Below are 24,500 nucleotides of genomic sequence, written 5' to 3'. Positions count from 1 at the left end.
TGGAAGCGCGTAAAGCTCAACGCAGCAGCGAGCGCAGCATCCACGCGGTTTTCTCGTGCTCCTTCAGGCGGCCGGTGACCATGTCGGCGGTGCCTTCGTCGCCCGCCTTGTCGGCGACCTTGATCGTGTCGCGGGCAGTGGCAGCGGCGATCTCGTGGCCTTCCACCAACTGGCCGACCATCTCCTTCCATTCCGGCACGCCGGGCTCTTCCTTGATCGAGGTGAGCTTGCCGAACTGGCTGTAGGAACCGGGCGCGAACACGTCCAGCGTGCGGATGCGCTCGGCCACCTCGTCGGCGGCCAGCCACAATTCGTTGTACTGCGTCTCGAACATCGCATGCAGGCTGTTGAACTGCGGGCCGGTGACGTTCCAGTGGAAGCTGTGGGTTTTCAGGTAGAGCGAATACGTGTCGGCCAACAGCTTGGACAGGTTCTTGGCGACTGCTTCGCGATCCTTTTTGGCGATACCGATGGAAATGGCCATGTGTTGCTCCTTCTTGGTGATCGATGCGATGGACCCACAGTAGCGGGACGATCGTTGTTGGTGAAATGAAACCTTTATATGCCGCCGATAGCTTTCGACTATCAGGCCGTCGCCAGCAGTTATCATGCGCGGTTCGATGAATGCCTCCGACCCGCCCACTCCCGAATCCGCCGCCGATCCCGGCCTGCGCAAGCTGCGCCGGCAGCTGGATACCGTGGCCAGCCGCGACTTCGGCCGCCTGCTGGGTCGCTGGCGCACGCTGTCGCGCAAGCCCGATGAACACAAGGTGGCGGCGTTGCGCGCGGATATCGAGCGCTCGGCGGCAAAACGCCGCGCCCGCGTCGCCGCCAAGCCGGCGATCCGGCTGGATGAATCGCTGCCCATCAGCGCCCGCGGCGACGACATCGTCAAGCTGATCCGCGAGCACCAGGTGGTGGTGATCGCCGGCGAGACCGGCTCAGGCAAAACCACCCAGCTGCCCAAGCTGTGCCTGGCCGCCGGCCGCGGCGAGGCGGGCATGATCGGTTGCACCCAGCCGCGCCGGCTGGCCGCCCGTTCAGTGGCGCGCCGCGTGGCCGAGGAGCTGGGCACGCCGGTGGGCGACATCGTGGGTTTCCAGGTGCGCTTCAACGACCAGGTGTCCGAACGCAGCCTGATCAAGTTCATGACCGACGGCATCCTGCTGGCCGAAACCCAGGGCGATCCGTGGCTCTCCGCGTACGACACGCTGATCATCGACGAGGCGCACGAACGCAGCCTCAACATCGATTTCCTGCTGGGCTACCTGAAACAGCTGGCGGCAAAGCGGCCGCAACTGAAGATCATCGTCACCTCGGCCACCATCGACACCGCGCGCTTTGCTGCGCATTTCGATGGCGCACCGGTGGTGGAAGTGGAAGGGCGCGCGTACCCTGTGGAGGTGCGTTGGCGCCCGGTGGAACCTGTAGGAGCGACTTCAGTCGCGACAGGCGGCGAGAGGGAATCCGGGTCGCGGCTGAAGCCGCTCCTACAGAAGACCTCGTTGCAGCAAGGCAGCGCGGAGCACATCGCCAGCGTGCTGGACGAGATCACGCATGAAGATCCCCGCGGCGACGTATTGATCTTCCTGCCCGGCGAGCGCGAAATCCGCGACGCGCACCAGCTGCTGTCGCGTCGCCAATACCGCGAAACGGAAATCATGCCGCTGTACGCACGGCTTTCCGCCGGCGACCAGGATCGCGTGTTCAGGCCCGGCACCAAACGTCGCGTGGTGCTGGCCACCAACGTGGCCGAAACCTCGCTCACCGTGCCGCGCATCCGCTACGTGATCGACACCGGCACCGCACGGGTGAAGCGCTATAGCCAGCGCAGCCAGCTCGAACGGCTGCACGTGGAGCCGGTGTCCCGGGCCGCCGCCGACCAGCGCAAGGGCCGCTGCGGCCGCGTGGGGCCGGGCATCTGCTACCGGCTGTACGACGAGGTGGATTTCGCCGGCCGCGCCGCGTTCACCGATCCGGAACTGCTGCGCTCGTCGTTGGCCAACGTGATCCTGCGCATGCTGGCGCTGAAGCTGGGCGACGTGGAGCAGTTTCCCTTCCTCGACGCCCCCGATCCCCGCGTGGTGGCCGACGGCTATCGCCGTCTGGCGGAGATCGCCGCGATCGACGACGCGCGCAAGCTCACCGCCATCGGCCACACCCTGGCGCGGTTGCCGATCGACGTGCAACTGGCGCGCATGCTGGTGGAAGGGGAGAAGCTGCACAGCCTGCGCGAACTGCTGACCATCGTCTCCTTCCTCAGCGTCCAGGACCCGCGCGAACGCCCCGCCGACGCCCGCCAGCAGGCCGATACCGCGCATGCGCTGTTCGCCGATCCCAAGTCCGATTTCATCGGCGTGCTGAACCTGTGGCGCGCCTATCACGATGCCCACGAGGAACTGACCCAGTCGAAGCTGCGCGACTGGTGCTCACGGCATTTCCTCAGCTTCATGCGCATGCGCGAATGGCGTGAGTTGCATCGGCAGTTGTTGCTGGTGGTGGCCGAGTTGGGGTGGCGCCTTTCCTCCGTGACCCCGCCGGGCAAGGTGCCGGTTCCGCGAGATAGTGGAAAGAAGAAGCACGTCCCCCATGAAGCGCCACGCAAGCCCCGACCCCTCTCCTCAATCCTCTCCCCAGAGGGGAGAGGAGGCGAACGCGAAGAGCAGGTTGCTGATGAAAAAGACGCTGCGCGTCTTTTTGAATCCATCCACCGTTCGCTGCTCGCCGGCCTGCCCACCCAGGTCGGTCGCAAGGACGAGAAGGGCATCTACCAGAGCACCCGCGAGCGCAAGTTCCACGTCTTCCCCGGCTCGGCGCTGTCCAAGACGCCGCCGAACTGGATCTTCAGCGCGCAGATCCTGGACGTGGGCGGGCGCGTATGGGGCATGAGCAATGCGCGGGTCGAACCGCTGTGGATCGAACAGCAGGCCGCGCACCTGCTGCGCACCAGTTGCCGTGAGGCGCACTGGTCGAAAAAGCGCGGCTGCGTGGTGGCGTACGAACAGGTGAGCCTGTTCGGGCTGGTGCTGGTGGAGAAGCGGCCGGTGACGTTCCAGCGGCAGGACCCGGCGCTGGCCCACGCGATCTTCCTGCGCGAGGCGCTGGTGCGTGGCGACATCGACAGCAAATCGGATTTCGTGCGGGCCAACCAACGCGTGCTGGAAGAGGCGCTGGGCATTGAGGCAAAGCAGCGACGCGAAGGCCTGATCCGCCATGAAGATGATCTGGTGGCGTTCTTCGAAGGCAAGCTGCCCGAGGACATCGCCAGCAGCCGCGCGCTGGATGCCTGGTATCGCAAGGCGCGTCCCGCCGAGCAGGCGGCGCTGCGCTGGTCGCTGGACGATGTGATGGCCGGTGGCGCGGGGCTGGATGCGAAGGCTTTCCCTGCGTGGCTGGACATCCCGCCGCTGGCCATGGATGGCCGAGTGTCGCGGGCGCAGGATGCGCAGGAGCGACCGCAACGCTACAAACTCGAATACCGCTTCGTGCCCGGCGACGAGGCCGATGGCGTCACCCTGCACCTGCCGCTGGCGATGTTGAACGCGCTGCCCGCCGCGCGTTGCGAGTGGCTGGTGCCGGGCCTGCTCAGCGAAAAAGTGGCCGAGCTGATCCGCGGCCTGCCGAAAACCCTGCGCCGCAATTTCGTGCCCGCGCCGGATTTCGCCCGCGCCTTCGTCGAGGCCGAAGCGCCGCGCGACGCATCGCTGGCGAAGGTGCTGGCCGGTTTCCTGAAACGCACCACCGGCGTCGACATCGACGCAGCGGCTTTCGACGCGGTCGAGTTGCCGGCGCATTTTCTGATGCGCTATCGCCTGCACGAGGGCGATGCCGCAAAACCCGGCAAGACCCTGGCCAGTGGTCGTGACCTGGCCGAGCTGCGTGGTCGTTGGGAAGGCCAGGCGCGCGAGGCGTTCTCGCGCAAGACCGACATCGAGCTGACCCGTGAGGACGTGGCCAGCTGGGATTTCGAGGAGATCCCCGCGCAGGTGCGCTCCGAAGGTGGCCTGGCCGCGTTCCCGGCCCTGGTGGACTTGGGCGAGACCGTGGCGCTGCGCGTGTTCGAGCGCAGCGACGAGGCGCGCGCGGCACACCGACAAGGTGTGGTGCGCTTGCTGCGCAACGCGCTGGCCAGTGAGGCGAAGCAGGCGCGCCGCCGCTTGCCGATCGCCAACCCGCTGTCGCTGAAATACACGCCGCTGGGCAGCATCGACAGCCTGCGCGAGGATCTGGTGGAAGGCGGCTTCACCGACCTGCTGGCGCGCCACGCACTGGATGCGCGCACCGCCGGCGAGTTCGAAAAACTGCGCACGCAGTTGTCGCGCGAACTGTTCGGTGCCGCGGTGGATCGGCTGAAACTGGCCGAGCCGATCATCGAGGCGCAAGCCGATCTGAAGCCCTGGCTGCAGCCGCCGCTGATGGGCTTTGCCCGCGCCAGCTACGACGACCTGCACGAGCAATTCGACGCGCTGCTTACGCCCGGATGCCTGCGCGAGTTGTCGCTGGAACGGCTGGCCCACTACCCGCGCTACCTGAAAGGCATGCGGTTGCGCGCCGAACGGCTGCGCCAGGACCCGGCCAAGGATCAGCAACGCATGCTGCAGGTGATGCCGTACTGGCGCGCCTACCTGCAACACCGCGCCGCTGGCGTCGATGCGCAGGCGCTGGCGGAACTGCGCTGGCTGATCGAGGAGTGGCGCGTGTCGCTGTTCGCCCAGGAACTGAAGACGGCCGAACCGGTGTCGGCGAAGCGCCTGGCCAAGGCGCTGGGGGTTCTGTAGGAGCGGCTTCAGCCGCGACGGGAAGTGCAGCGGTGCGTGGTCGCGGCTGAAGCCGCTCCTACAGGTGGGCGCGTTATCCCCGTTGCGACTTCAGCCGCTTCAGGATTTCCCCGCGCGCCTCGCGCAGGATCGAGTCGCGATCCAGGCTGGCTACGATGTCGGCGACGGCGCGCTTGGCGCCGGCGTCGCCCCAGGATTTGCCGCCGACCAGGTAGCGTTCGGCGGCGCGGCCGATCAGCACCGTGGCATACCAGCCCAGCGCGCCCTGCGCCGCGGCGGTCACCAGCACTGACAAGCCGGCGCTCATGCCCTTGAGCGCGGAAGCCACCAGTTGCATGCCCCAGATGGCGCCCATCAAGGCGGCCAGTTGCGCCGAGATCACCGCCACCAGCCGGCCGGATTCGGCGCGTGTCAGCGGCAGGCCGTAGATGCGCGACAGCTGCACCACCATCGCCGCATCCAGCCCCGCAGCGGCCAGCAGGTCGGCCACGGGAATCGGGTTCAACGCCACCGCCACGCCCTTGGCCAGGCAGTAATGGCGGATCAGTCGGGTGGCGACTTGCTGCCGCGTCTGTGCGATGCGGGCGCTGACCTGGTCAGTGAGCCGGCCCGCATACAGGCCGGCGTTGATGGCCGACAGCGTCTTGCCCTCACGCGCGGCGATCGCCAGCAGGCGCTCGCGCAACGCCGCCACGTCCGGGGCGGGCGCGCGTTGGTGGACGGTTTCCTTGCCTTGCGCGTCGACGTCGACCACGCGTTGCGCTGCGGGTAACGCGGCCGCGGCCAGCACGTCGACGGGGCGCACCAGGCCGGCCACGCGCTGGCGCAGATGGTCCAGCAGGTCGGCCAGTTCATCGGCGCCGTAGCGATCGGCCTTGTTCAACGCCAGCAGCAGCGGCCGCTGGGTGGCGGCCAGGGTTTTCAGGGCGTCCAGTTCCTGTCGGGTGAGGTCGCCATCGCAGACGAACACCACCAGGTCGGCGATCTCGGCCACGTCGAAAGCCAGCCGCTCGCGCGCTTCGCCATCGAGTTCGTTGATGCCCGGCGTGTCGATCAACACCAGGCCGTCGTGTTGCGCCTCGTCCAGCAGCGCCTGGCCGGCTTCGGTGGTGGTGCCGTGCAGTACGCCCACGGGAAACGCCTGGTGACCGAGCAAGGCATTGCCCAGCGCCGACTTGCCCGCCGACACACGGCCGAACACGGCGATGTGCAACTCGCCGCGCTCCAGTTTCGCCAGCATGCTTTCGATGCGAGCGAAATCCGTTGCCAGTTCGTTGCGCACCGCGGCGGGAATGGTGGCGTCGTCCAGCAGGCTGCGCAGGCTGTCGGCCACGCGCGACGACCCGCTGGACGTGCGGGCTTGCGGCGCTGTTTCAGGATCGCGCGGCGTTGGCCGGACGAGTCCGCGCAGGCGCTGCCACAAGCTGTCGATAGCCAATGCCGCGCGCCGTTATTTCGCGGTCAGTTGCAGATGCGCGGTGACCTTCACGTCGGCACCGATCACCGACGTATCGGCGTACTCGCCGCCGCCCACGCCGAAGTCGAGCCGATGCACCACGCCATCCACATCCAGCGTGGCGCCCTGGGCGGCCGGCTGGAACGTCACGTCGAGGCTCACCGGCTTGGTGACGCCGCGCAGCGTGAGCTTGCCGTCGGCGATGACCTGCGCGCCGTTGCGGCGAAAGCCGGTGGTGACGAAGTGGGCGGTGGGGAATTTCGCCACGTCGAAGAAATCGCTGCCGGGCAGGGCGCTGTCGCGATCGCTGTCGCCGGTTTTCACGCTGGCCAGGTTCACTGTGACGTCGAACGCGGCATGGGCCAGGTCGGCAGGATCGTAGCGTATGACCGCGGTCCACGTGTCGAAATGGCCGTTGAAGGTTTCGCCCTGGAAGCTGCCGCTGAAACCCAGCTTGCTGGCGGCCGGTTGCACGGTGTAATCGGTGGCGGCGGCGGCAAGGCAGGGCAAGGCCAGCGCCAGCAGCAGGGCGACAGATGACAGAACGGGGCGTTTCATCGGCGATCTCCTTCGGTATCCGGAAGCGGGCGCGGGCGACCGAACGGCAGCATCCTGCGCAACACATTGTCGTTGTCGAACACATGGTGTTTCAACGCGGCGCCCACATGCGCCACCAGCACCAGCAGCAGAAACCAGAACAGGTACTCGTGCACACCGTGGGCGAAGTGGCGCAGCGTGTCGTCCTTCGGCACCAGCGCGGGCAGGTTGAACTGCTTGAACCATTGCAGCGGCTTGCCGGTGACCGAATTGAACCACCAGCCGCTGAGCGGTATCGCCACGATCAATGCGTACAAAAAAGCGTGCACCGCCCGCGCTGACCATTGTTGCCAGCGCGGTGCCGGCTCCTCAGGTGGCCGACCATCGAACCACCGCCACAACAGGCGCAGCAACGCCAGCGCCAGCACGGTGAGGCCGATGGATTTGTGGAGCGCCAGCCAGTTGATCTTCTGCATCGGTGAATGGGAGAGATCCATCAGCAGGCCGAACGCGCCATTGCCCAGGATCGCCAGCGCGATCGTCCAGTGGAAGGCCTTGGCGATCGCGCCCCATCGATCGGTAGTGCTGCGCAGTTTCATGCGATGTCCTGCAGGCGAAAATGGATGGCCGAAGTCTGGCTGACGGGTAGTGAAGCTGCCAGTAGCAGATCGACGAACGGTGTGTTCCCCCCTGTGGGAGCGGCTTCAGCCGCGATGCTTCTGCTCTGGGGGCCAAAAACAGAAGCATCGCGACTGAAGTCGCTCCTACAGGTTCTTGGCGGGTGGTGGTGCGTCGCGCTCGCGCACGGCGTCGAGGGTGAGCGCGGCCAGCTGACGCAGGCGTGGACCGTCGGCGTCGGTGAGCAGGGCTTTCAGGCGGGTGCCGGCATCGTCCTGGTCGAGGGTGTTGCGTTCGGCCAGCGAGGCGGACAGCGCGCGGCCCATCGCGTCGAAAATCAGCGCGTAAGCGAAGGCGTGCAAGATGCCGCCGCCCAGCGTGCCCAGGCCGGGAAATGCCTTCAGCGCATTGCCGGCCACGGCCAGCACGATCGAGCTGCCGGTGCGCAGGGTGAGCCGGGCCTGGCGCACGAAATCCTCGATCTGCACATCGCTGACCGGCACCTCATGCAATTGCGCCAGGGCGCGGGTGAGGCCGGTGGCGAGCACGCCCTGGATCACCAGGTCGCTGCCGGGCGCCACCGCGGCCAGCGCCCCCACCACGGCGCGGCGGGCGTATTTGCGCACGATGCGCTCGGCTTCCTCGGCACGACTTTGCGTTTCCAGCGCGCCGGTGCGTTGATGCAGACCCGCCAGCACGGCGTTTTCGCGCTGGCTTTCCAGGCCTTCGGCGCCGCGGGCGGTGAGCCGGGCCAGGGCGCGCAGCAACGGTTCGATCGCCGGTTGGCGCTGGCGTTCGACGGTTTCGGTGCGGCCATCGGCCAGCGTGCGCTGGAAGCGCTCGCTGCCGCCGGCGCTGATCGCCAGCACCGCGCTGGCGATGCCGCGCGACAACTGGCGCAGGTGGGCCAGCAACTGCTCGCGCTCGGTCGCGTCCCATTGGTCCGCCTTGTTCAGCACCAGCAGCAGCGGCTTGCCGAAATCGGCCAGCCAGCGTAGTTCTTCAGCCTGCTGGCGGTTGAGGTCGCCGGTGCACAGGTAGATCACCGCATGCGCCCGCAGTGCCTCCTCGCGGGCCAGGGTTTCGTGCGCTTCGCCGCCGGCTTCGCGGCTGCCGGGCACGTCGGCCAGCACCAGGGTGCGTCCGTCGGGCAACTGGCCGTCGTGGTGACGCACTTCGCGCGTGGTGCCGCCGCGTACGTCGCTGGCGGCGATCGCCTGCGGCGCCAGTGCGCGGATCAGGCTGGATTTGCCGGTGGAGATTTCGCCGAACAGCGCCACGTAGACGCGCTCGCTGGCGCGGCGGCGGTCGAGTTCGGCCAGCTCGCTGCCCAGCGCGCCGGTGTCGGCGCCGCGGCTGCGCAATTGGTCGATCCGTTGCTCCAGGCTGCCGCGATCGGGCGCCGCCACCGGTCGGCGCTTGCGTCGCGGCCGCAGCAGCCACCACAGCACCGACAGGCCGGCCGCGGTGAAGATCGCCAGCGCGCCGCCCAGCGTCCATTGCAGCGCTGGGGGCAAGGCCAGGAAACGTTGCGCCAGCGCCAGTGCGCGCTCGGCGGCGGCAAACAGCAGCCACAACAGCGCCGCCAGGGCCAGTGCAGTGAGCAGAAGTCGGAAGCGTCGGGGCATGCCGGCATTCTAGTGTGCATGCGCCCCGGTAACGGAGCGCCGGGGCCGCGGCACGGTGTCAGGCCGCACGCCGGACGCGTCGGCGCTCGCCGCATGTGGCCGCTTTTGGCATGATGGGCGCCGGGGAGGACATCCATGTTGGCAATGTTCCTGCGACACGCAGTGCGTGCGGCCGCCTTGCTGGTGCTTGCCGCGAACATGGCGTACGCCGCGTCGGCGTCCGCCACCACCGCGCCCGTCGCCGGTGCATCGATTGCCGGCCCCCTGCCCACGCCGCAATTCCGTCGCTATGGCGTGGCCGATGGCCTGCCCAGCGGGCCGGTGTATTCGGTGGCGCAGGATCGCAACGGATTCATGTGGTTTGGCTCGTCGGCCGGGCTGGTGCGTTTCGACGGCGTCAGCTTCAAGACGTTTCGGCACTCGGACGCCGACCCCGGCTCGCTGCCGGCCAATACCACCTACGCCTTGTTCGTGGATTGCGAGAACCGTATCTGGGCCGGCGGCATTTCCACCGGGCTGATTTCCTACGATCAGCGCAGTGGCCGCTTTCGCCATTGGGAGCATGACGACGCGAAGCCGGACAGCCTCTCCGGCAACGAGGTGTGGAGCATCGCCGAAACCAGCGACGGCACGCTGTGGGTAGCCACCGACCATGGCCTGGACCGCCTGCGCGCCGACGGCAACGGCTTCGACCATCTCGCGCTGGACGCGGCGGGCGAACACGCCACAGCGTTCGGCGAAACCCGCGCGTTGCTGGCCGATGCGGATGGACGGCTGTGGATAGGCGCCAGGCGCGGCCTGTTCCTGCGTCATGGCGACGGCACCATCAGCCGGGTGCCGATCGATCGATCATTCGAGGGCGACGTCGGCATGGCCTGGCATATCGAAGGCGGCCACGGCGAGGTTCGGGTGTCGATGACCGGCGGGTTGCTGATCATTGGCAGCGACGGCGTGGCGCGCCCCGTGGCGAACAAGGCGCTGGCCGCGCGGCGCATTCCCAGCAGCACGCGCGATGCACAGGGCCGGCTGTGGATCGGCACCATGGATGGCCTGCTGCTGAATACGGGCGAGGGCAAACTGCAGGCCATCGCCAGCCAGCCGCTGCTGCCGGGCGGGCTGCCGGGCAGCAAGATCTGGCAGACCGCGCTGGATCATGAAGGCGGCCTGTGGATCACCTTCGAGCAATCGAGCGTCGCCTACCTGCCGCCGGACTGGAACGGCTTCGCCCGTTTCACCCACGTGCCGGACGACCCGACCAGCCTGTCCAACATCGCCGCCTCGGCGATCCTGCTGGCGCGCGATGGCCAGTTGTGGGTGGGTGGCGAAAACGGCTGGGTCGACAAGCTGGACGCCACCACCGGCAAGGTCCAGCACGTGGTGCGCGGCGTGCGCGGGCAGATCGTGTGGCTGGCGGAGGATTTGCGCGGGCGCCTGTGGATCGCCAGCCCGGGCGAACTGCATCTGTTCGATCACGGCAAGCTGTCGCCCATCGATATCCACAAGGCCGGCATCATGCGGCCGGTGATGCTTTGCGCCGCCACCGACGGCCGCATCTACGTGGCGGCCTGGGGCGGCGGCGTCTTCGCCATCGACGCCGACAGTCGCGCCATATCGAAAATACCGATGGAGGACCCCACCGAGGATTCGGTGGCCGTCGACCAGATCGGCTGCTACGCCGATGGGCCTTGGTACGCCAGCGCCGACGGGCTGCGGCGCTGGGATCCGGCGTCACGGCAGATGGTGCTGGTTGACGGCGTGCCCAGGCATGAAATCCTCACGTTTGCGCGCGATGCCGGCGGCTTCTGGCTGGTGACGCGCCACAGCCTCGACCATTACCGCTACGCCGACGGCAAGGCCCGGCGCGACGACAGTGTCGACATCAGCGCGCAGCCGTTCGCGTCGGTGCTGACCGACCTGCGCATCGACCGGAGCGGAAATCTGTGGATGTTTGCCAATCCCGGTTTGTGGCGGATGGGCAAGGACAGCCGCCAGCTGAGGTCGTTTGGCCCGGCGCAGGGTTTGTCGAATGTGGAGTTCAACAGCGGCGCCGTGGCGGTCGCAGCCAACGGGATGATGTTTGCCGCCAACAGCGGTGGCGTGGTGGCATTCCAGCCGGCGCTTTTCCCCGCGGCGGTGCCCGCCGGCTCGCCGCCGCAGGTGACCCTGGCCAGCCTCAACGTGCAGCGTGATGGCGCCATCCACGCGCTGCCACGCGATGGTTCCGTAGTGCCGTTGCACTGGCGCGACCGCGATCTGCGCGTGGAAGTGCGCGTGGCCTCCTACGTCAACCCGGAGGCCAACCGCTACCGCTTCAAGCTGACCGGCTTCGACACCAACTGGGTGGACGTGGACCATCGCGGCGAGCGCGATTTTGCCGGCCTGCCGGCGGGCGATTACAAGCTCGAGGTGATGGCCGCCGGCCCGGGCGGCGTATGGGGACACCTGGCCACGCCGTTGCGCATCCACGTGCAGGCGCCACCGTGGGCGCGCTGGTGGGCATGGGCCATCTACGCGGCGGTGCTGGCGCTGGTGGGCGGCCTGGCCCTGCGCGGGTGGCGCAACCGCATGGCGCAGCGCTACCGCCTACAGCTCATCGAGCAGCAACGCGAACTGGCCGAGCAGGCCAGCGCCGCCAAGACGCAGTTCCTGGCCACGCTCAGCCACGAGATACGCACGCCGATGACCGGCGTGATGGGCATGGCGGAGTTGCTGCTGAGTACGCCACTCAACGCGCAACAGCACGATTACGCACAAGCCATGCAGCGCTCCGGCGGCATGTTGCTGAAGCTGCTCAATGATGCGCTGGACCTGGCCCGCATCGAGGCCGGCCGACTGGAGCTGGAGCTGGCGCCGTTCGACCCGCGCCAGCTGGTCACCGACGTGGCGCAACTGGAGCAGGGGCTGGCACAGGCCAAGGGCCTGCGCTTCGTGCTGCAGGTGGATGACGACCTGCCCGAACGGGTGGTCGGCGACGCGGTGCGGGTCAAGCAGATCCTGCTCAACCTGGCCAACAACGCGTTGAAGTTCACCCAGCGCGGCAGCGTGACGGTGCGGGCGCAGCGCTCGGCCGATGGCCTGCTTTTCAGCATCAGCGATACCGGCCCCGGCATCCCCGAAGCCAGCCAGGCGCGCCTGTTCGAACGGTTCGAACAGGAAGCAGGGCCGCAGCGGCGCGCCGGCAGCGGGCTGGGCCTGGCCATCTGCCGCGAACTGGCCGACATGATGGGCGGCAGCATCGAGCTGGAATCACGGGTGGCGCACGGCAGCATCTTCCGCGTGCGCCTGCCGCTGCCCGAACCGCCGCCGCTGGCGCCGTCGACGGTTGCCAGCCACCGCAGTGGCCAGGCGCGCCGGATACTGATGGTCGAAGACGACGCCATTGTCGCTGCCGTGCTGCGTGGGCTGCTGGAACAGCAGGGCCACGACGTCTGTCACGTGGCCAACGGCCTGGCGGCACTGGCCGAACTGCCGCATGCGCAGTTCGACGTGGTGCTGCTGGATCTGGACCTGCCCGGCGTGGACGGTTTCCAGATCGCGCGGCTGATCCGGCAACGCGAGCCGGCCGGTCAGCGCGTGCCGATCGTGGCGGTGACCGCGCGCTCGGGCAGCGGGGACGAAGCGCTGGCTCGTGCCGCAGGCATGGACGGCTTCTTGCGCAAGCCGGTCAGTGGCGAACAACTGGCCGATGCACTGGCCAATTTCGCGAAGGTCGACGTGGAAATCGAGCCCGGCTGATGGATCGGTCGGTCGGCGCCGGGAGGGATGGTGTGTGGGAGCGACTTCAGTCGCGATGCCTTTGTCCGGGGCCCCAAAGCAAGAGCATCGCGACTGAAGTCGCTGCCACAGGGCATGACGCTTACATGTCGAACTTGCGTACCTCGAAACCGCGCCGCTGATATTCCTTCCAGCGCGTGCGCGAACCTTCGCGTGCGGACGGGTCGGCGGGCACCACCTCCAGCACGCGCTGGTAGTTGCCGGGCGCGCAGGCGTCACGCAGGTTCAGCACCAGCGGCCGGTCGGCGGTTTCCAGACCCAGCGGCACGATCAGCACCGCGGTCGTCGCGTCATCCTCGTCGCCGGCCAGCTGGTGCGGGATGAAACTGTCCTCGTCGAACGACCACAGCAATTCGTCGACCGCCTCGGCCTGGGCGAAATCGCGGGTCAGGATCAGCAGCGGCTGCTGCGCGGCAAACGCCTTCTTGGTCAGCTCGCACACCAGTAACAACGGTTGCTCGCGGAAGCGGGGTTTGTCGATCAGGTAGAAATCGGCGCGCATTGGGCAGGGAATCGGGAATGGGGAATCGGGAATAGTAAACAACAATCCCGCCGTCACCCCGGTTTTTCCCATTCCCTATTCCCCATTCCCTATTCCCTATCCAGCAGCCACTGCGCCAGCAACGCTACCGGCCGGCCTGTGGCCAGACCCTTGCGGCCTTCATCCCAGGCGGTGCCGGCGATGTCCAGATGGGCCCAGCGCTGGCCTTCGGTGAAGCGCGACAGGAAGCAGCCGGCGGTGACGGCGCCGGCGCTCTTGCCGCCGATGTTGGCGACATCGGCGAAGCCCGAGTCGAGCTGGCTCTGGTAGTCATCCCACAGCGGCAGCCGCCAGGCGCGGTCGAGGGTTTCCTCGCCGGCGGCCAGCAGTTCGGCAGCCAGGTCGTCGTGCTTGCTCATCAGGCCGCTGGCATGTTTGCCCAGCGCCACCACGCAGGCGCCGGTGAGCGTGGCTGCGTCGACCATGGCTTGCGGCTTGAATTGCTGTGCCGTCCAGGTCAGCGCGTCGCACAGGATCAGCCGGCCCTCGGCGTCGGTGTTGAGCACTTCGATGGTGAGGCCGGACAGGCTGGTCAGCACGTCGCTGGGACGATAGCTGTCGCCGCCGGGCATGTTCTCCACGCTGGGCACCACGCAGACCAGGTTGAGCTTCAGGCCCATCTTCACCGCGGCCACGAACGCGCCCAGCACGCCGGCGGCGCCGCCCATGTCGAACTTCATTTCCTCCATGCCGGCGCCGGGTTTCAGGCTGATGCCGCCGGAGTCGAAGGTGACGCCCTTGCCGACCAGCGCGTAGGGCTTGTCGCCGTCGTTGCCGCCCTTGTATTCCAGCGCAATCAATCGCGGCTTGTTGACCGAGCCGCGTGCCACCGCCAGCAGCGAGCCGAAGCCCAGCTTCTCCATCTCGACTTCATCGAGCACGGTGCAGCTGACCTGCGCCTGCCCGTTGGCGAAGGCCTGCGCCTGTTCGGCGATATGGATGGGGTTGCAGATGTTCGGCGGCAGGTTGGCCAGGTCGCGGGCGAAGCGCACGCCTTCAGCGATGGCGCGCGCCTGCTCCAATCCGCGCTGGGCATCGTCGCCGGCGGCGAAGGTGAGCGTGGCCAGCTTCGGCAGCGGGTTCTTGTCACGCGGCTTGAACGTGGCGGTGTAGCGATAGGCGGCGTAATCGGCCGCCAACGCGGCGATGCGTACACGCCAGGCGCTGTCGCGGCCGGGCACGTCCACCTCGGTGAGATACGACACCGCTTCAGTCACCGGCAACTTCGCCAGCGCACGTGCCGCGTCCATGCAGGCCTTGCGGAAGCGCGCGCCGTCGAACGATTTCTGTGCACCCAGGCCGACCACCAGGACGCGTTTTGCGGTGATGCCCGCCGGCGCGAAAAGCGTCACGCAATTGCCGGCCTTGCCGCTGATGTCGCCACTTTCCAGCTGGCTCTTGATGGCGCCTGCCGTAGCGGCATCGACCTGCGCTGCCGCGTTGCTGAGCACGCCGTGTTCGTACACACCGACCACTATGCAGGTGCTGTCGACGGTTTCGGGCGCGGCGGCGCCCAGGCTGAACTGCAATGTCATCGGAAGATTCCTGTGTGGGCCCGGCGCGGGCCGGACAGGCTAAACTCGCGGTTTGCCGGCCGGTCTGGGCACGGCTGGAGAGCGGGTTAGTTTATCGCATGCTGAGCATCCTCGACCGCTATTTCCTGCGTGAATTGGCGCAAACCGTGGCCGCCACCGTGGTGGTGCTGCTGGTGATCGTGGCCGGCAGCGCGTTCGCCCGCGTGCTGCAGCAAGTGGCCGGCGGCAGCTTTCCGGCCAGCGTGATGTTCCAGGTGCTGGGGCTGCGCACGCTCGACGGCCTCACCAACATGCTGCCGCTGGCCAGCTTCATCGGCGTGCTGATGGGCCTGGGCCGGATGTACCGCGAAAGCGAGATGCACGTGCTGGCGTCGTCAGGCATGGGCGCGAGCGGCTTGTTGAAGCCCGTGCTGCTGCTGAGTGGCGTGCTGGTATTGATCACCGCCGTGGTGTCGTTGTGGCTGGGGCCGTGGGCGGTGCGTACCAGCGACATGATGGTGGCCGCGGCCAACCGTTCGGTGATCGCGGTGGGGCTGGACGCGGGCCGCTTCACCGATCTGCCGGGCAAGGGCGGCATCATTTTCGTCGAGAGCCTGAACCGCGACGGCAGCCAGCTGGGACGCACGTTCGTGGCCACCCAGCGCGACGGCGACGGCCAGCCGCACATCAAGCTGGTCAGCGCGGCCAGCGGCCAGCTCTACCAGGAAAGCGATGGCGGCAATCGCTTCATCGCTTTCGAGAAGGGCTGGCAATACGACATCCCGCTGGGCACGGATGACTGGCGCAGCATGCACTACGCGCGCAACGACACTGCGCTTTCGGACGTGCAGGGCGATGAGGACGACGACCCCGTGCACGCGCTGGACAGCTGGACGCTGGCCGGCACCGACGCCCCCGACGCGCGTGCCGAATTCGCCTGGCGCTCCAACGCGCCGGCGCTGACCCTGGTGCTGTTGCTGCTGGCGGTACCGCTGTCGCGGCAGAATCCGCGCGAACCACGTTACGGCCGGTTGCTGCTGGCGGTGATCATCTTCTACCTGTACTACCTGTTGCTGGCCATGGGCCGCGCGCAGATCGGCAAGGGTCACTGGCACAACCAGGCGCCGCTGTGGGGGCTGCATCTGCTGGTGGTGCTGTTCGCCGCATGGTTGCTGTGGAAGCAATACAGTCCACGGAAAATCGCCACCTCGCGGCCCGCAGCGGGGAACGCATGAGCACGTTCACGATCAAGCGGGTCGACCGGCTGGTGGGCATGAGCGTGCTCGGCTCGCTGCTGATGGTGTGGCTGGTGTTGACCGGTTTCGACGCCATGACCCAGCTGGTGCGCCAGCTGCACAACGTGGGCAAGAACGGCTACACGCTCAACAACGCCATCGTCTACGTGCTGGTGACCTTTCCCCGCCGCGCCTACGAGATGTTCGGCAACGCCGCCCTGATCGGCGGGCTGCTGGGTCTCGGTGGGCTGGCGTCGACGGGTGAACTGACCGCGTTGCGGGCGGCGGGCATGTCGCGCTTGCGCATCGCCGCATCGGCCGCCGGGGTGATCGGGGTGCTGATCGTCGGCGTGGTGGTGCTGGGCGAGACGGCCGCGCCGTGGGGTGACCAGCAGGCGCAGGCGATGCAGCTGCGGCTGAAGGCCGGCAACCTCGGCATGGCCACCAACAGCGGCCTGTGGGCGCGCGACGGCAACAACATCATCAACGCCAAGGCCGCCATGCTGAGCGCACGGGGCACCGTGCAACTGGCGGACGTACGCGTGTTCACCATGACCGACGACGGCCAGCTCAGCCGCTTCGACTGGGCGCGCACGGCCGAGCACGAAGGCAGCCAGTGGATGCTGCACGACGTGCGCAGCAGCGTGCTGGATGCGCAGGGCGTGCATACGCGCAAGAGCGACACCCAGTCGTGGCAGTCGAGCCTGGACCCGCAGGTGCTGGCGCAGAACATGATCCAGCCGCAGTACCTGTCGATGCGGGATCTGCTCAGCAACATGGCCTACAAGGAGCGCAACGGCGAAAGCCCCGGCAGTTACGCCGTGGCGTTCTGGGGCCGTGCCCTGTACCCGCTCAACGTGCTGGTGCTGGTGTTGTGCGCGATGCCGTTCGCGTTCGGCACGCTGCGTTCCGGCGGCCTGGGCAAGCGCATGTTCGTGGGGATGTTGCTGGCCATCGGCTGGTATTTCCTGCAACAGGCGCTGGTCAACTTCGGCACGGTTTACGGCGTGCCCGCCTTGCCGGCCAACCTGTTGCCCGCCATGGTGCTGGCGCTGGCCGCCTGGCTTTATTTCCGCCGCCACGCCTGATCCAACCCGTCTGCATGTCGACCGCGTGCGCCCACGCGGACATTTTTTTGCGGCCGTCTTTCGTTTATGAACGAAAGATAAACATCGACTTCGGCGCCTTGAGCAAGTTCACGACGCGACCACGCAGTAACAGGTGGAGCGACATTTCTGTCTGAAATCGCTTCCGCGGCACGTTCCATCGCTGTGTGCGTCTTCGTGCGCAGCCCGCGGGGCGGGCATGACGTGAACGCATCTGAAAAAGGGGTATCAAGTGCTGGTTTTTCGAGGGCATCGCGGCGGTTGCATGGCACCGCTGCGAGCTCATGCGCCCGACGGGCCGGCCACGTTGCGCCCAGTGAACAAGTTGCCCTTCCTCCGAGGAGACAAAAAGCATGGCCAAGCAGAGTAGTCAGAAATTCATCGCCAGAAATCGGGCGCCGCGCGTGCAGATCGAGTACGACGTCGAGGTTTACGGCGCGCAGAAAAAGGTCCAGGTGCCGTTCGTGATGGGCGTGATGTCGGACCTGTCCGGCGTCAACAACAGCGAGCTGCCGTCGATCGAGGAGCGCAAGGCGCTGGAGATCGACGTCGACAATTTCGACAACCGCCTGCAGTCGATGAAGCCGCGCGTGTCCTTTGCCGTGCCCAACACCTTGACCGGCGAAGGCAACCTCAACGTGGACATCACGTTCGAGAGCATGGACGACTTCTCCCCCGCCGCCGTGGCCCGCAAGGTCGCCCCCGTGGCCAAGCTGCTGGAGGCGCGCACCCAGCTCGCCAACCTCAGCACCTACATGGACGGCAAGGCCGGCGCGGAGAAGCTGATCGCCCAGGCCATCAACGACCCCGCACTGCTGCAATCGCTGGTATCGGCGGCCAAGCCCGCTGACACGGACGGAGAGTAAACACATGGCAACCGAAACACAGGCCGAACAGGGCGGCGCCACCGAAACCCTCGAAGCGGGCGACTTCGCCGCGCTGCTGAGCAAGGAATTCAAACCCAAGAGCGAGCGCGCCAAGGAGGAAGTCGAATCCGCCGTGCGCACGCTGGCCGAGCAGGTGCTGGGCAAGGCCGACATCGTTTCCGACGACGTCACCCAGACCATCAATGCCTACATCGCCGAGATCGACCGCAAGCTCAGCGAGCAGATCAACGAGATCATGCACCACGCCGATTTCCAGAAGCTGGAAAGCGCGTGGCGTGGCCTGCATCACCTGGTCAACAACACCGAGACCGACCAGCAGCTCAAGATCCGCGTGATGAACATCTCCAAGAAGGAGCTGGGCAAGACGCTGAAGCGCTACAAGGGCACCGCGTGGGACCAGAGCCCGATCTTCAAGAAGATGTACGAAGAGGAATACGGCCAGCTCGGCGGCGAGCCGTACGGCTGCCTGGTCGGCGACTACTACTTCGACCACAGCCCGCCCGACGTGGAATTGCTGAGCGGCATCGCCCAGGTGGCGGCGGCGGCGCATGCGCCGTTCATCGCGGCAGCCAACTCGTCGCTGATGGGCATGGACAGCTGGAACGAACTGTCCAATCCGCGCGACCTGGCCAAGGTGTTCTCCACGCCCGATTACGCCGCCTGGCGTTCGCTGCGCGAATCGGATGATTCCAAGTACCTGGCCCTGGCCATGCCGCGCACGCTGTCGCGCCTACCGTACGGCGCGGCCACCAACCCGGTCGAGGAATTCAACTTCGAGGAAAACACCGCCGGTGCCGATTCCTCCAAGTACACCTGGCAGAACGCGGCGTACTCGATGGCGGTCAACATCAACCGCTCGTTCAAGGCCTATGGCTGGTGCTCGCGTATCCGCGGCATCGAGTCCGGCGGCGCGGTGGAAGGCCTGCCGGCGCATACGTTCCCCACCGACGACGGCGGCGTGGACATGAAGTGCCCCACCGAGATCGCGATCACCGATCGCCGCTCGGCCGAGCTGGACAAGATGGGCCTGATGCCGCTGGTGCATCGCAAGAACTCCGACATGGCGGCTTTCATCAGCGCGCAGTCGCTGAACAAGCCCGAGGAGTACGACGATCCGGACGCGACCGCCAACGCGGCGCTGGGCGCACGCCTGCCGTACATGTTCGCCTGCTGCCGCTTCGCGCATTACCTGAAGTGCATCGTGCGCGACAAGATCGGCTCGTTCAGCAGCCGCGAGCAGATGCAGAGCTGGCTGACCAACTGGGTCACCAACTACGTCGACGGCGACCCGGCCAACTCCAGCGAAGAGACCAAGGCGCGCAAGCCGTTGTCGGCGGCCGAGGTGGTGGTGGAGGAAGTGGAGGGCGCTCCGGGGTACTACACCTCGAAGTTCTACCTCAAGCCGCATTACCAGCTGGAAGGCCTGACCGTGTCGCTGCGGCTGGTTTCGCGCCTGCCCTCCGCTGCCAAGGCCTGATACCTCGGCAACGGGCAGCGTTTCAATGATGTACCCGCGACAGGAGCATCGATCGCGTCGAGCGCAGGTCTCGGTCGGACGGTATTCCTTTATCAATCAGGAAACAGAGGAGAGGTTTCATGGCATTTGACATGCACATCAAGTTCGGCAAGGGCAAAGTCGAGGTCAAGGGCACGTCCACCCACGCCAAGCACAAGGACGAGATCCCGGTACTGGCGTGGTCGTGGGGTGCCTCCAACTCCGGCAACTTGCACCAGGGTGGTGGCGGTGGCGGTGGCAAGGCACACGTGCAGGATATTTCCATCACCAAGTACGTGGACGGCAGTTCCAACGCGCTGTTGAACGCCGTCTGCACCGGCGGCCGCGTCGAGCAGGCCTGGCTGTACGTCACCAATGCCACCGGCGAACAGACCGACTTCCTCACCCTGGAGCTCAGCGAGGGCGTGCTGATCACGTCGTTGAGCACCGGTGGCAGCGGCGGCGAAGACAAGCTGACCGAGAACATCACGCTGCACTTCGGCAAGTTCAAGTTCATGTTCCAGCCGCAGAAGGATGACGGCTCCAAGGATGGCGGTACCAAGGACTTCACCTACGACATGCAGAAGGTCGCTGCGGCCTGATGCACCACCCTGCTGGCCCGGTTTCGGGTCAGCAGGGCGTTTGTCCCGACTTCGTTCTCCTTACCCAGTGGTGATTGATCGTGGATGCAGATCCCCAGAACCTGCTGCAAGCCGGCCGGGTAAACGAGGCATTGCAGCAATTGACGGCGCAGGTGCGCGGCAAGCCTGCGGATGCCAAGTCACGCGTGTTCCTGTTCCAGTTGCTTGCCTTGATGGGCCAGTGGGAGCGGGCGCAGAACCAGTTGAACGTCAGCGGCGAGCTCGATCCCGGCAACACGTTGATGGTCAACGCCTACACCCAGGCATTGCAGGGCGAGCTGATGCGCGCGCAGGTCGTGGAAGGCGAGCGTTCGCCCTCGTTGATCGGCGAACCGGAACAATGGGTGGCGTTGCTGCTGCAGGCGTTCAAGCTGGATGCCCAGGGCAAGCATCACCAGGCGGCACCGTTGCGTGAGCAGGCGTTCGAGCAGGCGCCGGCGGTAACCGGCCGCATCGATGACACGCCGTTCGAATGGATCGCCGATGCCGATCCGCGGTTTGGCCCGTGCCTGGAAATCGTCGTCAACGGCAGTTACGCATGGGTGCCGTTTGCGCGTTTGCAGATGCTGAAATTCGAATCACCCACCGATTTGCGCGACAAGGTGTGGGCACCGGTGCAGATCACCTGGACCAACGGTGGCCAGGCCGTGGGCTTTATCCCTTGCCGCTATCCCGATTCGGAGCGCTCCGCCGACAGCGACGTGGTGCTGGCGCGCAAGACGGACTGGCTGAGCCCGGCCGACGACTTCTACGTGGGCTCCGGGCAGCGCATGTTCGCCACCGATGCCGGCGAATACCCCTTGCTGGACATTCGCACCATTTCCTTCGACAGCGTTTGACCAGGGCGCACGAGCCATGGCCGAACTCACTACCCAGGAACGATTGCAGCCCTCGCTGCTCGACCGTCTGACCGACGACGAGCCCGGCAAGTCCGAGGAGAGCCGCGAGAAAAGGGTGATCTCGGCTACCCGCCTGCGCGACTGCGTCACGCGCGACATTTCCTGGTTGCTCAACTGCGTGCACATGGGTAACGACGTCGACCTGGAGCTGTATCCCGAGGTGGCCCGCTCGGTGCTGAATTTCGGCGTTCCGGACCTGACCGGCATGGTGCTGGCCGGCGTCGACGGCAGCGCGCTGCAGCGGCAGATCAAGGACGCCATCGTGGCCTTCGAGCCCCGTCTCACCAGCAGCACGCTGCGCGTGACGGTGCAGGCCGACCGTGCGCGCATGGATCACCAGTCGCTGGTGTTCAACATCGAATCGGAGATGTGGGCGCAGCCGATCCCGCTGAACCTGTACCTGAAAACCGAAGTGGACCTGGAAACAGGCAAGTTCAACGTCTCTGAAAGTTTTGGTTGACCGTCATGGACCCGCGCCTGCTGCGTTATTACAACCGGGAATTGCAGCACGTCCGTGAAATGGGCGGCGAGTTCGCGCGCGAGTATCCGAAGATCGCCGGCCGGCTGGGCATGGAAGGCTTCGAATGCGCCGACCCGTACGTGGAGCGGCTGCTGGAAGGCTTCGCGTTTCTGGCCGCGCGCGTGCAGTTGAAACTCGATGCGCAGCAACCGGTGTTCACCCAGCACCTGATGGAGATGATCTACCCGCATTACCTGTCGCCGGTGCCTTCGATGGCCGTGGTGCAAATGCAGGCGGACCTGAAGGACACGGCGCTGGTGACCGGCCATGCCGTGGCGCGCGACACCGCCCTGCGCAGCCTGATCGGGCGCGACGACCGCACCGCCTGCGAATACCGCACGGCGCACGACGTCACCTTGTGGCCGCTGCAGATCACCGAAGCGAAGTATTTCGAAACGCCGGCCGCCATCGCGGCCGCTGGCGTGGCCATTCCTTCCAACCAGACCGTGCGTGCCGGCCTGCGGCTGAAATTTCAGGTGACGGCTGGCGCGCAGGCCAACATGTTGACGCTGGACGAGCTGCCGCTGTTCATCGCCGGCGCCGACGAGCTGCCCAAGCGGCTGTACGAACAACTGCTGGCCAACGCGGTGGGTGTGGTGGTGCGCACGCAAGGCGCCAGTGGCCCGATCGAGGAACATCTCGACGCCGGCAGCATCCACAGCAAGGGCTTCGATGACAACGAGGCGCTAATTCCCTACAGCGGCCGGTCTTTCAGCGGCTATCGCCTGTTGCAGGAATATTTTGCCTGCCCGGAGCGCTTCCTGTTTGCCGTGTTCACCGGCTTGCGCAAGGTGCTGGCGCGCTCGAACAGCAGCGAGTTCGAGATCGTGGTGTTGTTCGACCGCAGCGTCAGCCGTCTGCACAACGCCGTAGACGTAGGCAACTTCCGCCTGTTCTGCACGCCGGCCATCAACCTGTTCCCGCGCCGCGCCGACCGCATCCACCTGCAGCAGGGCAAGACCGAATATCACGTGCTGGCCGACCGCACGAGGCCGATGGATTTCGAAATCCACAGCGTCAGCCATGTCGAAGGCTTCGGCGACCGGCAAGAGCCCGAGCAGCGCTTCCAGCCGTTCTACGGTTGCGACGAGCGCACCTGGCACAGCGGCAACGCGGCGTTCTATACCGTGCGTCGCGAGCCGCGTTTGCTGTCGTCGCGACAGAAACTGCACGGCGCGCGCTCCAGTTACGTGGGCAACGAGATGTTCGTTTCGCTGGTGGACGCGGCCGATGCGCCGTACTCCACCCAGTTGCGCCAGATCGGCATGCAGCTGCTGTGTACCAACCGCGACCTGCCGTTGCAGATGCCGGTGGGCAAATCGCATACCGATTTCACCCTGGACGCGGGTGCGCCGGTGGAATCCATCCGCTGCGTCGCCGGCCCGACCAAGCCGCGCGCGTCGGTGGCGGTGGGCGAAACCGCTTGGCGGCTGCTGAGCCACCTGCAACTCAACTACGTCTCGCTGCTGGGTGACGGCCACGAGGATGGCGCCGCCGCGCTGCGCGAGATGCTGACGCTCTATTGCGACGAGTTCGACTCCAGCGCCCGGCGCCAGGTCGAAGGCATCAAGGCGGTCAGCTCGCAGCCGATCGTGCGACGCATTCCGGTGCCCGGCCCGATCACCTTCGGCCGCGGTCTGGAGATCACGCTCACCTGTGACGACGGCGCCTTCGAAGGCACCGGGGCCTTCCTGCTGGGCTCGGTCATGCAGCATTTTTTCGCGCGCTACGTTTCGGTGAACTCGTTTACCGAAACCGTGCTGCGCACCCTTGAACGCAACGAGGTGGCCCGATGGCCGGTGCGGCTCGGCAAACGACAGACGCTGTAGCGCTGCAGAACGCGCTGCGCGACCGACCGGAGGACTTCGAATTTTTCGAGGCCATCCGTCGGCTGGAGTGCGCGTTCCCCGAGCAGCCGCGTGTGGGCGAATCGACCAAGCCGGCGGAGGACATGGTGCGCCTGTGCCACACGCCGTCCCTGGCGTTCGCACCGCGCACCATCGATCGTTTCGAGCCGGGTGGCGCGGGGGCGCCGGCGCGCATGCATGGGCTGTTCTTCGGCCTGTTCGGCCCCAATGCGCCACTGCCGCTGCACCTGACCGAGTACGCGATCGATCGCCAGCACAACGAGAAGGATTCCACCTTTATCGCGTTCGCCAACATCTTCCACCACCGCATGACCAGCCTGTTCTATCGGGTCTGGGCTGATGCACAGCCCACGGTGCAGTTCGACCGCCCGCAGGAGGATCGCTTCCGTTTGTACACGGGTGCGCTGGTGGGCTTGTCGACGCCCGGCCTTGAGGGCCGCGATGCGATGCCCGACCAGTACAAGCGCTTCTTTGCCGGGCGCCTGCTGGCGCAAACGCGCAACGCCGAGGGCCTGAGTACGTTGCTGGAACAGTTCTTCCGCATCCCCGTGCGCATCGTGGAGTTCATGGCCGAATGGATGCGGCTGCCGCCGACGGCACACCTGCGGCTGGGTCATTCCAGCGAGGTGGCGGGGCTCGGCCTGACCGCAGTGATGGGCGAGTACGTGTGGGGTGCGCAGCAGCGCTTTCGGCTGCAGCTTGGGCCGTTGAACCGCGCGCAGTTCAACAACTTCCTGCCGGGCGGGGAAGCGCTGCGGCAACTGCTGGCGGCTGTCAAGACCTACATCGGCGAAGAGAAAGCGTGGGATGTGCAGTTGGTGCTGAACCGGGATGAGGTGCCGGTGACGCGCCTGGGGCAGGCCGGTCGGCTGGGGCTGACCACGTGGATGGGCAGGCGCCAGCACGACGGCGACGCCGACCAGGTGGTGCTCAGGCCGGCGGGGTAACGCGGCGCGCCAGCGCCACTCGATCACAACAGGTTCGCGACAGCGTTCATCAGCCG

General features: G+C 66.6%; 18 protein-coding genes. 11 read left to right on the top strand and 7 right to left on the bottom strand.

The annotated features are described in order from the left end of the window. Positions 1-16: 16 nt before the first annotated feature. Positions 17-484, bottom strand: a complete 468-nt coding sequence (locus tag ACFPK0_RS15895) for a Dps family protein (protein ID WP_377342082.1) — start codon at positions 482-484, stop codon at positions 17-19. Between the two features lie 136 nt (positions 485-620). Here ACFPK0_RS15895 and hrpA point away from each other — a divergent pair, with 136 nt between their 5' ends. Continuing rightward, positions 621-4,778, top strand: coding sequence for an ATP-dependent RNA helicase HrpA (gene hrpA / locus ACFPK0_RS15890; protein ID WP_377342171.1), 4,158 nt, complete (start codon positions 621-623; stop codon positions 4,776-4,778). Between the two features lie 73 nt (positions 4,779-4,851). Here the strand turns inward: hrpA and ACFPK0_RS15885 are convergent, their stop codons facing one another. From ACFPK0_RS15885 to ACFPK0_RS15870, 4 genes are all read right to left on the bottom strand, one after another. Beyond that, positions 4,852-6,216, bottom strand: coding sequence for a DUF697 domain-containing protein (locus ACFPK0_RS15885; protein WP_377342080.1), 1,365 nt, complete (start codon positions 6,214-6,216; stop codon positions 4,852-4,854). A 12-nt stretch (positions 6,217-6,228) separates the two neighbouring features. Then, positions 6,229-6,792 carry a YceI family protein gene (locus ACFPK0_RS15880; protein WP_377342078.1) on the bottom strand — a complete coding sequence of 188 codons (564 nt, stop codon included), beginning with the start codon at positions 6,790-6,792 and terminating at the stop codon, positions 6,229-6,231. Then, complete coding sequence (locus tag ACFPK0_RS15875) at positions 6,789-7,370, bottom strand: cytochrome b (protein ID WP_056608555.1); 582 nt, start codon at positions 7,368-7,370, stop codon at positions 6,789-6,791. The genes ACFPK0_RS15880 and ACFPK0_RS15875 overlap by 4 nt, the downstream gene beginning before the upstream one ends. Before the next feature lie 165 nt (positions 7,371-7,535). Continuing rightward, a complete protein-coding gene (locus tag ACFPK0_RS15870) occupies positions 7,536-9,017 on the bottom strand; it encodes a GTPase (RefSeq protein ID WP_377342076.1) in 1,482 nt (493 codons plus the stop codon). 135 nt (positions 9,018-9,152) lie between these two features. Between ACFPK0_RS15870 and ACFPK0_RS15865 the strand changes: the two genes are divergently transcribed. Beyond that, positions 9,153-12,752 carry a hybrid sensor histidine kinase/response regulator gene (locus ACFPK0_RS15865; protein WP_377342073.1) on the top strand — a complete coding sequence of 1,200 codons (3,600 nt, stop codon included), beginning with the start codon at positions 9,153-9,155 and terminating at the stop codon, positions 12,750-12,752. Between the two features lie 121 nt (positions 12,753-12,873). Here ACFPK0_RS15865 and ACFPK0_RS15860 read toward each other — a convergent pair whose 3' ends face one another. Together ACFPK0_RS15860 and ACFPK0_RS15855 are read right to left on the bottom strand one after the other, a co-directional pair. Beyond that, the gene (locus tag ACFPK0_RS15860) at positions 12,874-13,293 is read right to left on the bottom strand and encodes a DNA polymerase III subunit chi (protein ID WP_056085515.1); all 420 of its coding nucleotides are present in this window, start codon (positions 13,291-13,293) and stop codon (positions 12,874-12,876) included. An 89-nt stretch (positions 13,294-13,382) separates the two neighbouring features. Next, positions 13,383-14,867 carry a leucyl aminopeptidase gene (locus tag ACFPK0_RS15855; RefSeq protein WP_377342071.1) on the bottom strand — a complete coding sequence of 495 codons (1,485 nt, stop codon included), beginning with the start codon at positions 14,865-14,867 and terminating at the stop codon, positions 13,383-13,385. 98 nt (positions 14,868-14,965) lie between these two features. Here ACFPK0_RS15855 and lptF point away from each other — a divergent pair, with 98 nt between their 5' ends. The 9 genes from lptF to tssG all read left to right on the top strand — a co-directional run bounded on the left by lptF (position 14,966) and on the right by tssG (position 24,444). Next, positions 14,966-16,081 carry an LPS export ABC transporter permease LptF gene (gene lptF / locus ACFPK0_RS15850; RefSeq protein WP_377342069.1) on the top strand — a complete coding sequence of 372 codons (1,116 nt, stop codon included), beginning with the start codon at positions 14,966-14,968 and terminating at the stop codon, positions 16,079-16,081. Beyond that, positions 16,078-17,169, top strand: coding sequence for an LPS export ABC transporter permease LptG (lptG, locus tag ACFPK0_RS15845; protein ID WP_056085512.1), 1,092 nt, complete (start codon positions 16,078-16,080; stop codon positions 17,167-17,169). The genes lptF and lptG overlap by 4 nt, the downstream gene beginning before the upstream one ends. A 371-nt stretch (positions 17,170-17,540) precedes the next feature. Then, positions 17,541-18,053 (top strand): type VI secretion system contractile sheath small subunit, encoded by a 513-nt coding sequence (gene tssB / locus ACFPK0_RS15840; RefSeq protein ID WP_007080353.1) that lies wholly within the window; start codon positions 17,541-17,543, stop codon positions 18,051-18,053. A 4-nt stretch (positions 18,054-18,057) separates the two neighbouring features. Then, a complete protein-coding gene (gene tssC / locus ACFPK0_RS15835) occupies positions 18,058-19,551 on the top strand; it encodes a type VI secretion system contractile sheath large subunit (RefSeq protein WP_056085511.1) in 1,494 nt (497 codons plus the stop codon). 119 nt (positions 19,552-19,670) lie between these two features. Further along, on the top strand, positions 19,671-20,171 hold the full coding sequence (locus tag ACFPK0_RS15830) for an Hcp family type VI secretion system effector (RefSeq protein WP_377342066.1): 501 nt from the start codon (positions 19,671-19,673) through the stop codon (positions 20,169-20,171). Positions 20,172-20,251: 80 nt separating this feature from the next. Beyond that, on the top strand, positions 20,252-21,049 hold the full coding sequence (locus ACFPK0_RS15825) for a type VI secretion system accessory protein TagJ (RefSeq protein ID WP_235577670.1): 798 nt from the start codon (positions 20,252-20,254) through the stop codon (positions 21,047-21,049). Positions 21,050-21,065: 16 nt separating this feature from the next. Continuing rightward, positions 21,066-21,569, top strand: a complete 504-nt coding sequence (gene tssE, locus ACFPK0_RS15820) for a type VI secretion system baseplate subunit TssE (RefSeq protein WP_056085508.1) — start codon at positions 21,066-21,068, stop codon at positions 21,567-21,569. A 5-nt stretch (positions 21,570-21,574) separates the two neighbouring features. Further along, positions 21,575-23,458 carry a type VI secretion system baseplate subunit TssF gene (gene tssF, locus ACFPK0_RS15815; protein WP_377342063.1) on the top strand — a complete coding sequence of 628 codons (1,884 nt, stop codon included), beginning with the start codon at positions 21,575-21,577 and terminating at the stop codon, positions 23,456-23,458. Continuing rightward, the gene (gene tssG, locus ACFPK0_RS15810) at positions 23,422-24,444 is read left to right on the top strand and encodes a type VI secretion system baseplate subunit TssG (RefSeq protein ID WP_377342061.1); all 1,023 of its coding nucleotides are present in this window, start codon (positions 23,422-23,424) and stop codon (positions 24,442-24,444) included. The genes tssF and tssG overlap by 37 nt, the downstream gene beginning before the upstream one ends. Positions 24,445-24,500 lie beyond the last annotated feature (56 nt).

The sequence above is a fragment of the Rhodanobacter ginsenosidimutans genome, assembly GCF_042655685.1.
Classification (GTDB): Bacteria; Pseudomonadota; Gammaproteobacteria; order Xanthomonadales; family Rhodanobacteraceae; genus Rhodanobacter; species Rhodanobacter ginsenosidimutans.
Note: the sequence above shows the minus strand (reverse complement) of the source record. Positions and strands in the feature narration are given on the sequence as shown.

Excerpts from the sequence above, each read along its gene's own strand:
- tssG (WP_377342061.1), top strand. The coding sequence starts at position 23,422 with ATGGCCGGTGCGGCTCGGCAAACGACAGACGCTGTAGCGCTGCAGAAC.
- ACFPK0_RS15880 (WP_377342078.1), bottom strand. The coding sequence starts at position 6,792 with ATGAAACGCCCCGTTCTGTCATCTGTCGCCCTGCTGCTGGCGCTGGCC.
- lptF (WP_377342069.1), top strand. The coding sequence starts at position 14,966 with ATGCTGAGCATCCTCGACCGCTATTTCCTGCGTGAATTGGCGCAAACC.
- ACFPK0_RS15855 (WP_377342071.1), bottom strand. The coding sequence starts at position 14,867 with ATGACATTGCAGTTCAGCCTGGGCGCCGCCGCGCCCGAAACCGTCGAC.
- ACFPK0_RS15895 (WP_377342082.1), bottom strand. The coding sequence starts at position 484 with ATGGCCATTTCCATCGGTATCGCCAAAAAGGATCGCGAAGCAGTCGCC.
- ACFPK0_RS15875 (WP_056608555.1), bottom strand. The coding sequence starts at position 7,370 with ATGAAACTGCGCAGCACTACCGATCGATGGGGCGCGATCGCCAAGGCC.
- lptG (WP_056085512.1), top strand. The coding sequence starts at position 16,078 with ATGAGCACGTTCACGATCAAGCGGGTCGACCGGCTGGTGGGCATGAGC.
- ACFPK0_RS15865 (WP_377342073.1), top strand. The coding sequence starts at position 9,153 with ATGTTGGCAATGTTCCTGCGACACGCAGTGCGTGCGGCCGCCTTGCTG.
- tssF (WP_377342063.1), top strand. The coding sequence starts at position 21,575 with ATGGACCCGCGCCTGCTGCGTTATTACAACCGGGAATTGCAGCACGTC.
- ACFPK0_RS15870 (WP_377342076.1), bottom strand. The coding sequence starts at position 9,017 with ATGCCCCGACGCTTCCGACTTCTGCTCACTGCACTGGCCCTGGCGGCG.
- tssB (WP_007080353.1), top strand. The coding sequence starts at position 17,541 with ATGGCCAAGCAGAGTAGTCAGAAATTCATCGCCAGAAATCGGGCGCCG.
- ACFPK0_RS15830 (WP_377342066.1), top strand. The coding sequence starts at position 19,671 with ATGGCATTTGACATGCACATCAAGTTCGGCAAGGGCAAAGTCGAGGTC.
- tssC (WP_056085511.1), top strand. The coding sequence starts at position 18,058 with ATGGCAACCGAAACACAGGCCGAACAGGGCGGCGCCACCGAAACCCTC.
- ACFPK0_RS15860 (WP_056085515.1), bottom strand. The coding sequence starts at position 13,293 with ATGCGCGCCGATTTCTACCTGATCGACAAACCCCGCTTCCGCGAGCAA.
- tssE (WP_056085508.1), top strand. The coding sequence starts at position 21,066 with ATGGCCGAACTCACTACCCAGGAACGATTGCAGCCCTCGCTGCTCGAC.
- hrpA (WP_377342171.1), top strand. The coding sequence starts at position 621 with ATGAATGCCTCCGACCCGCCCACTCCCGAATCCGCCGCCGATCCCGGC.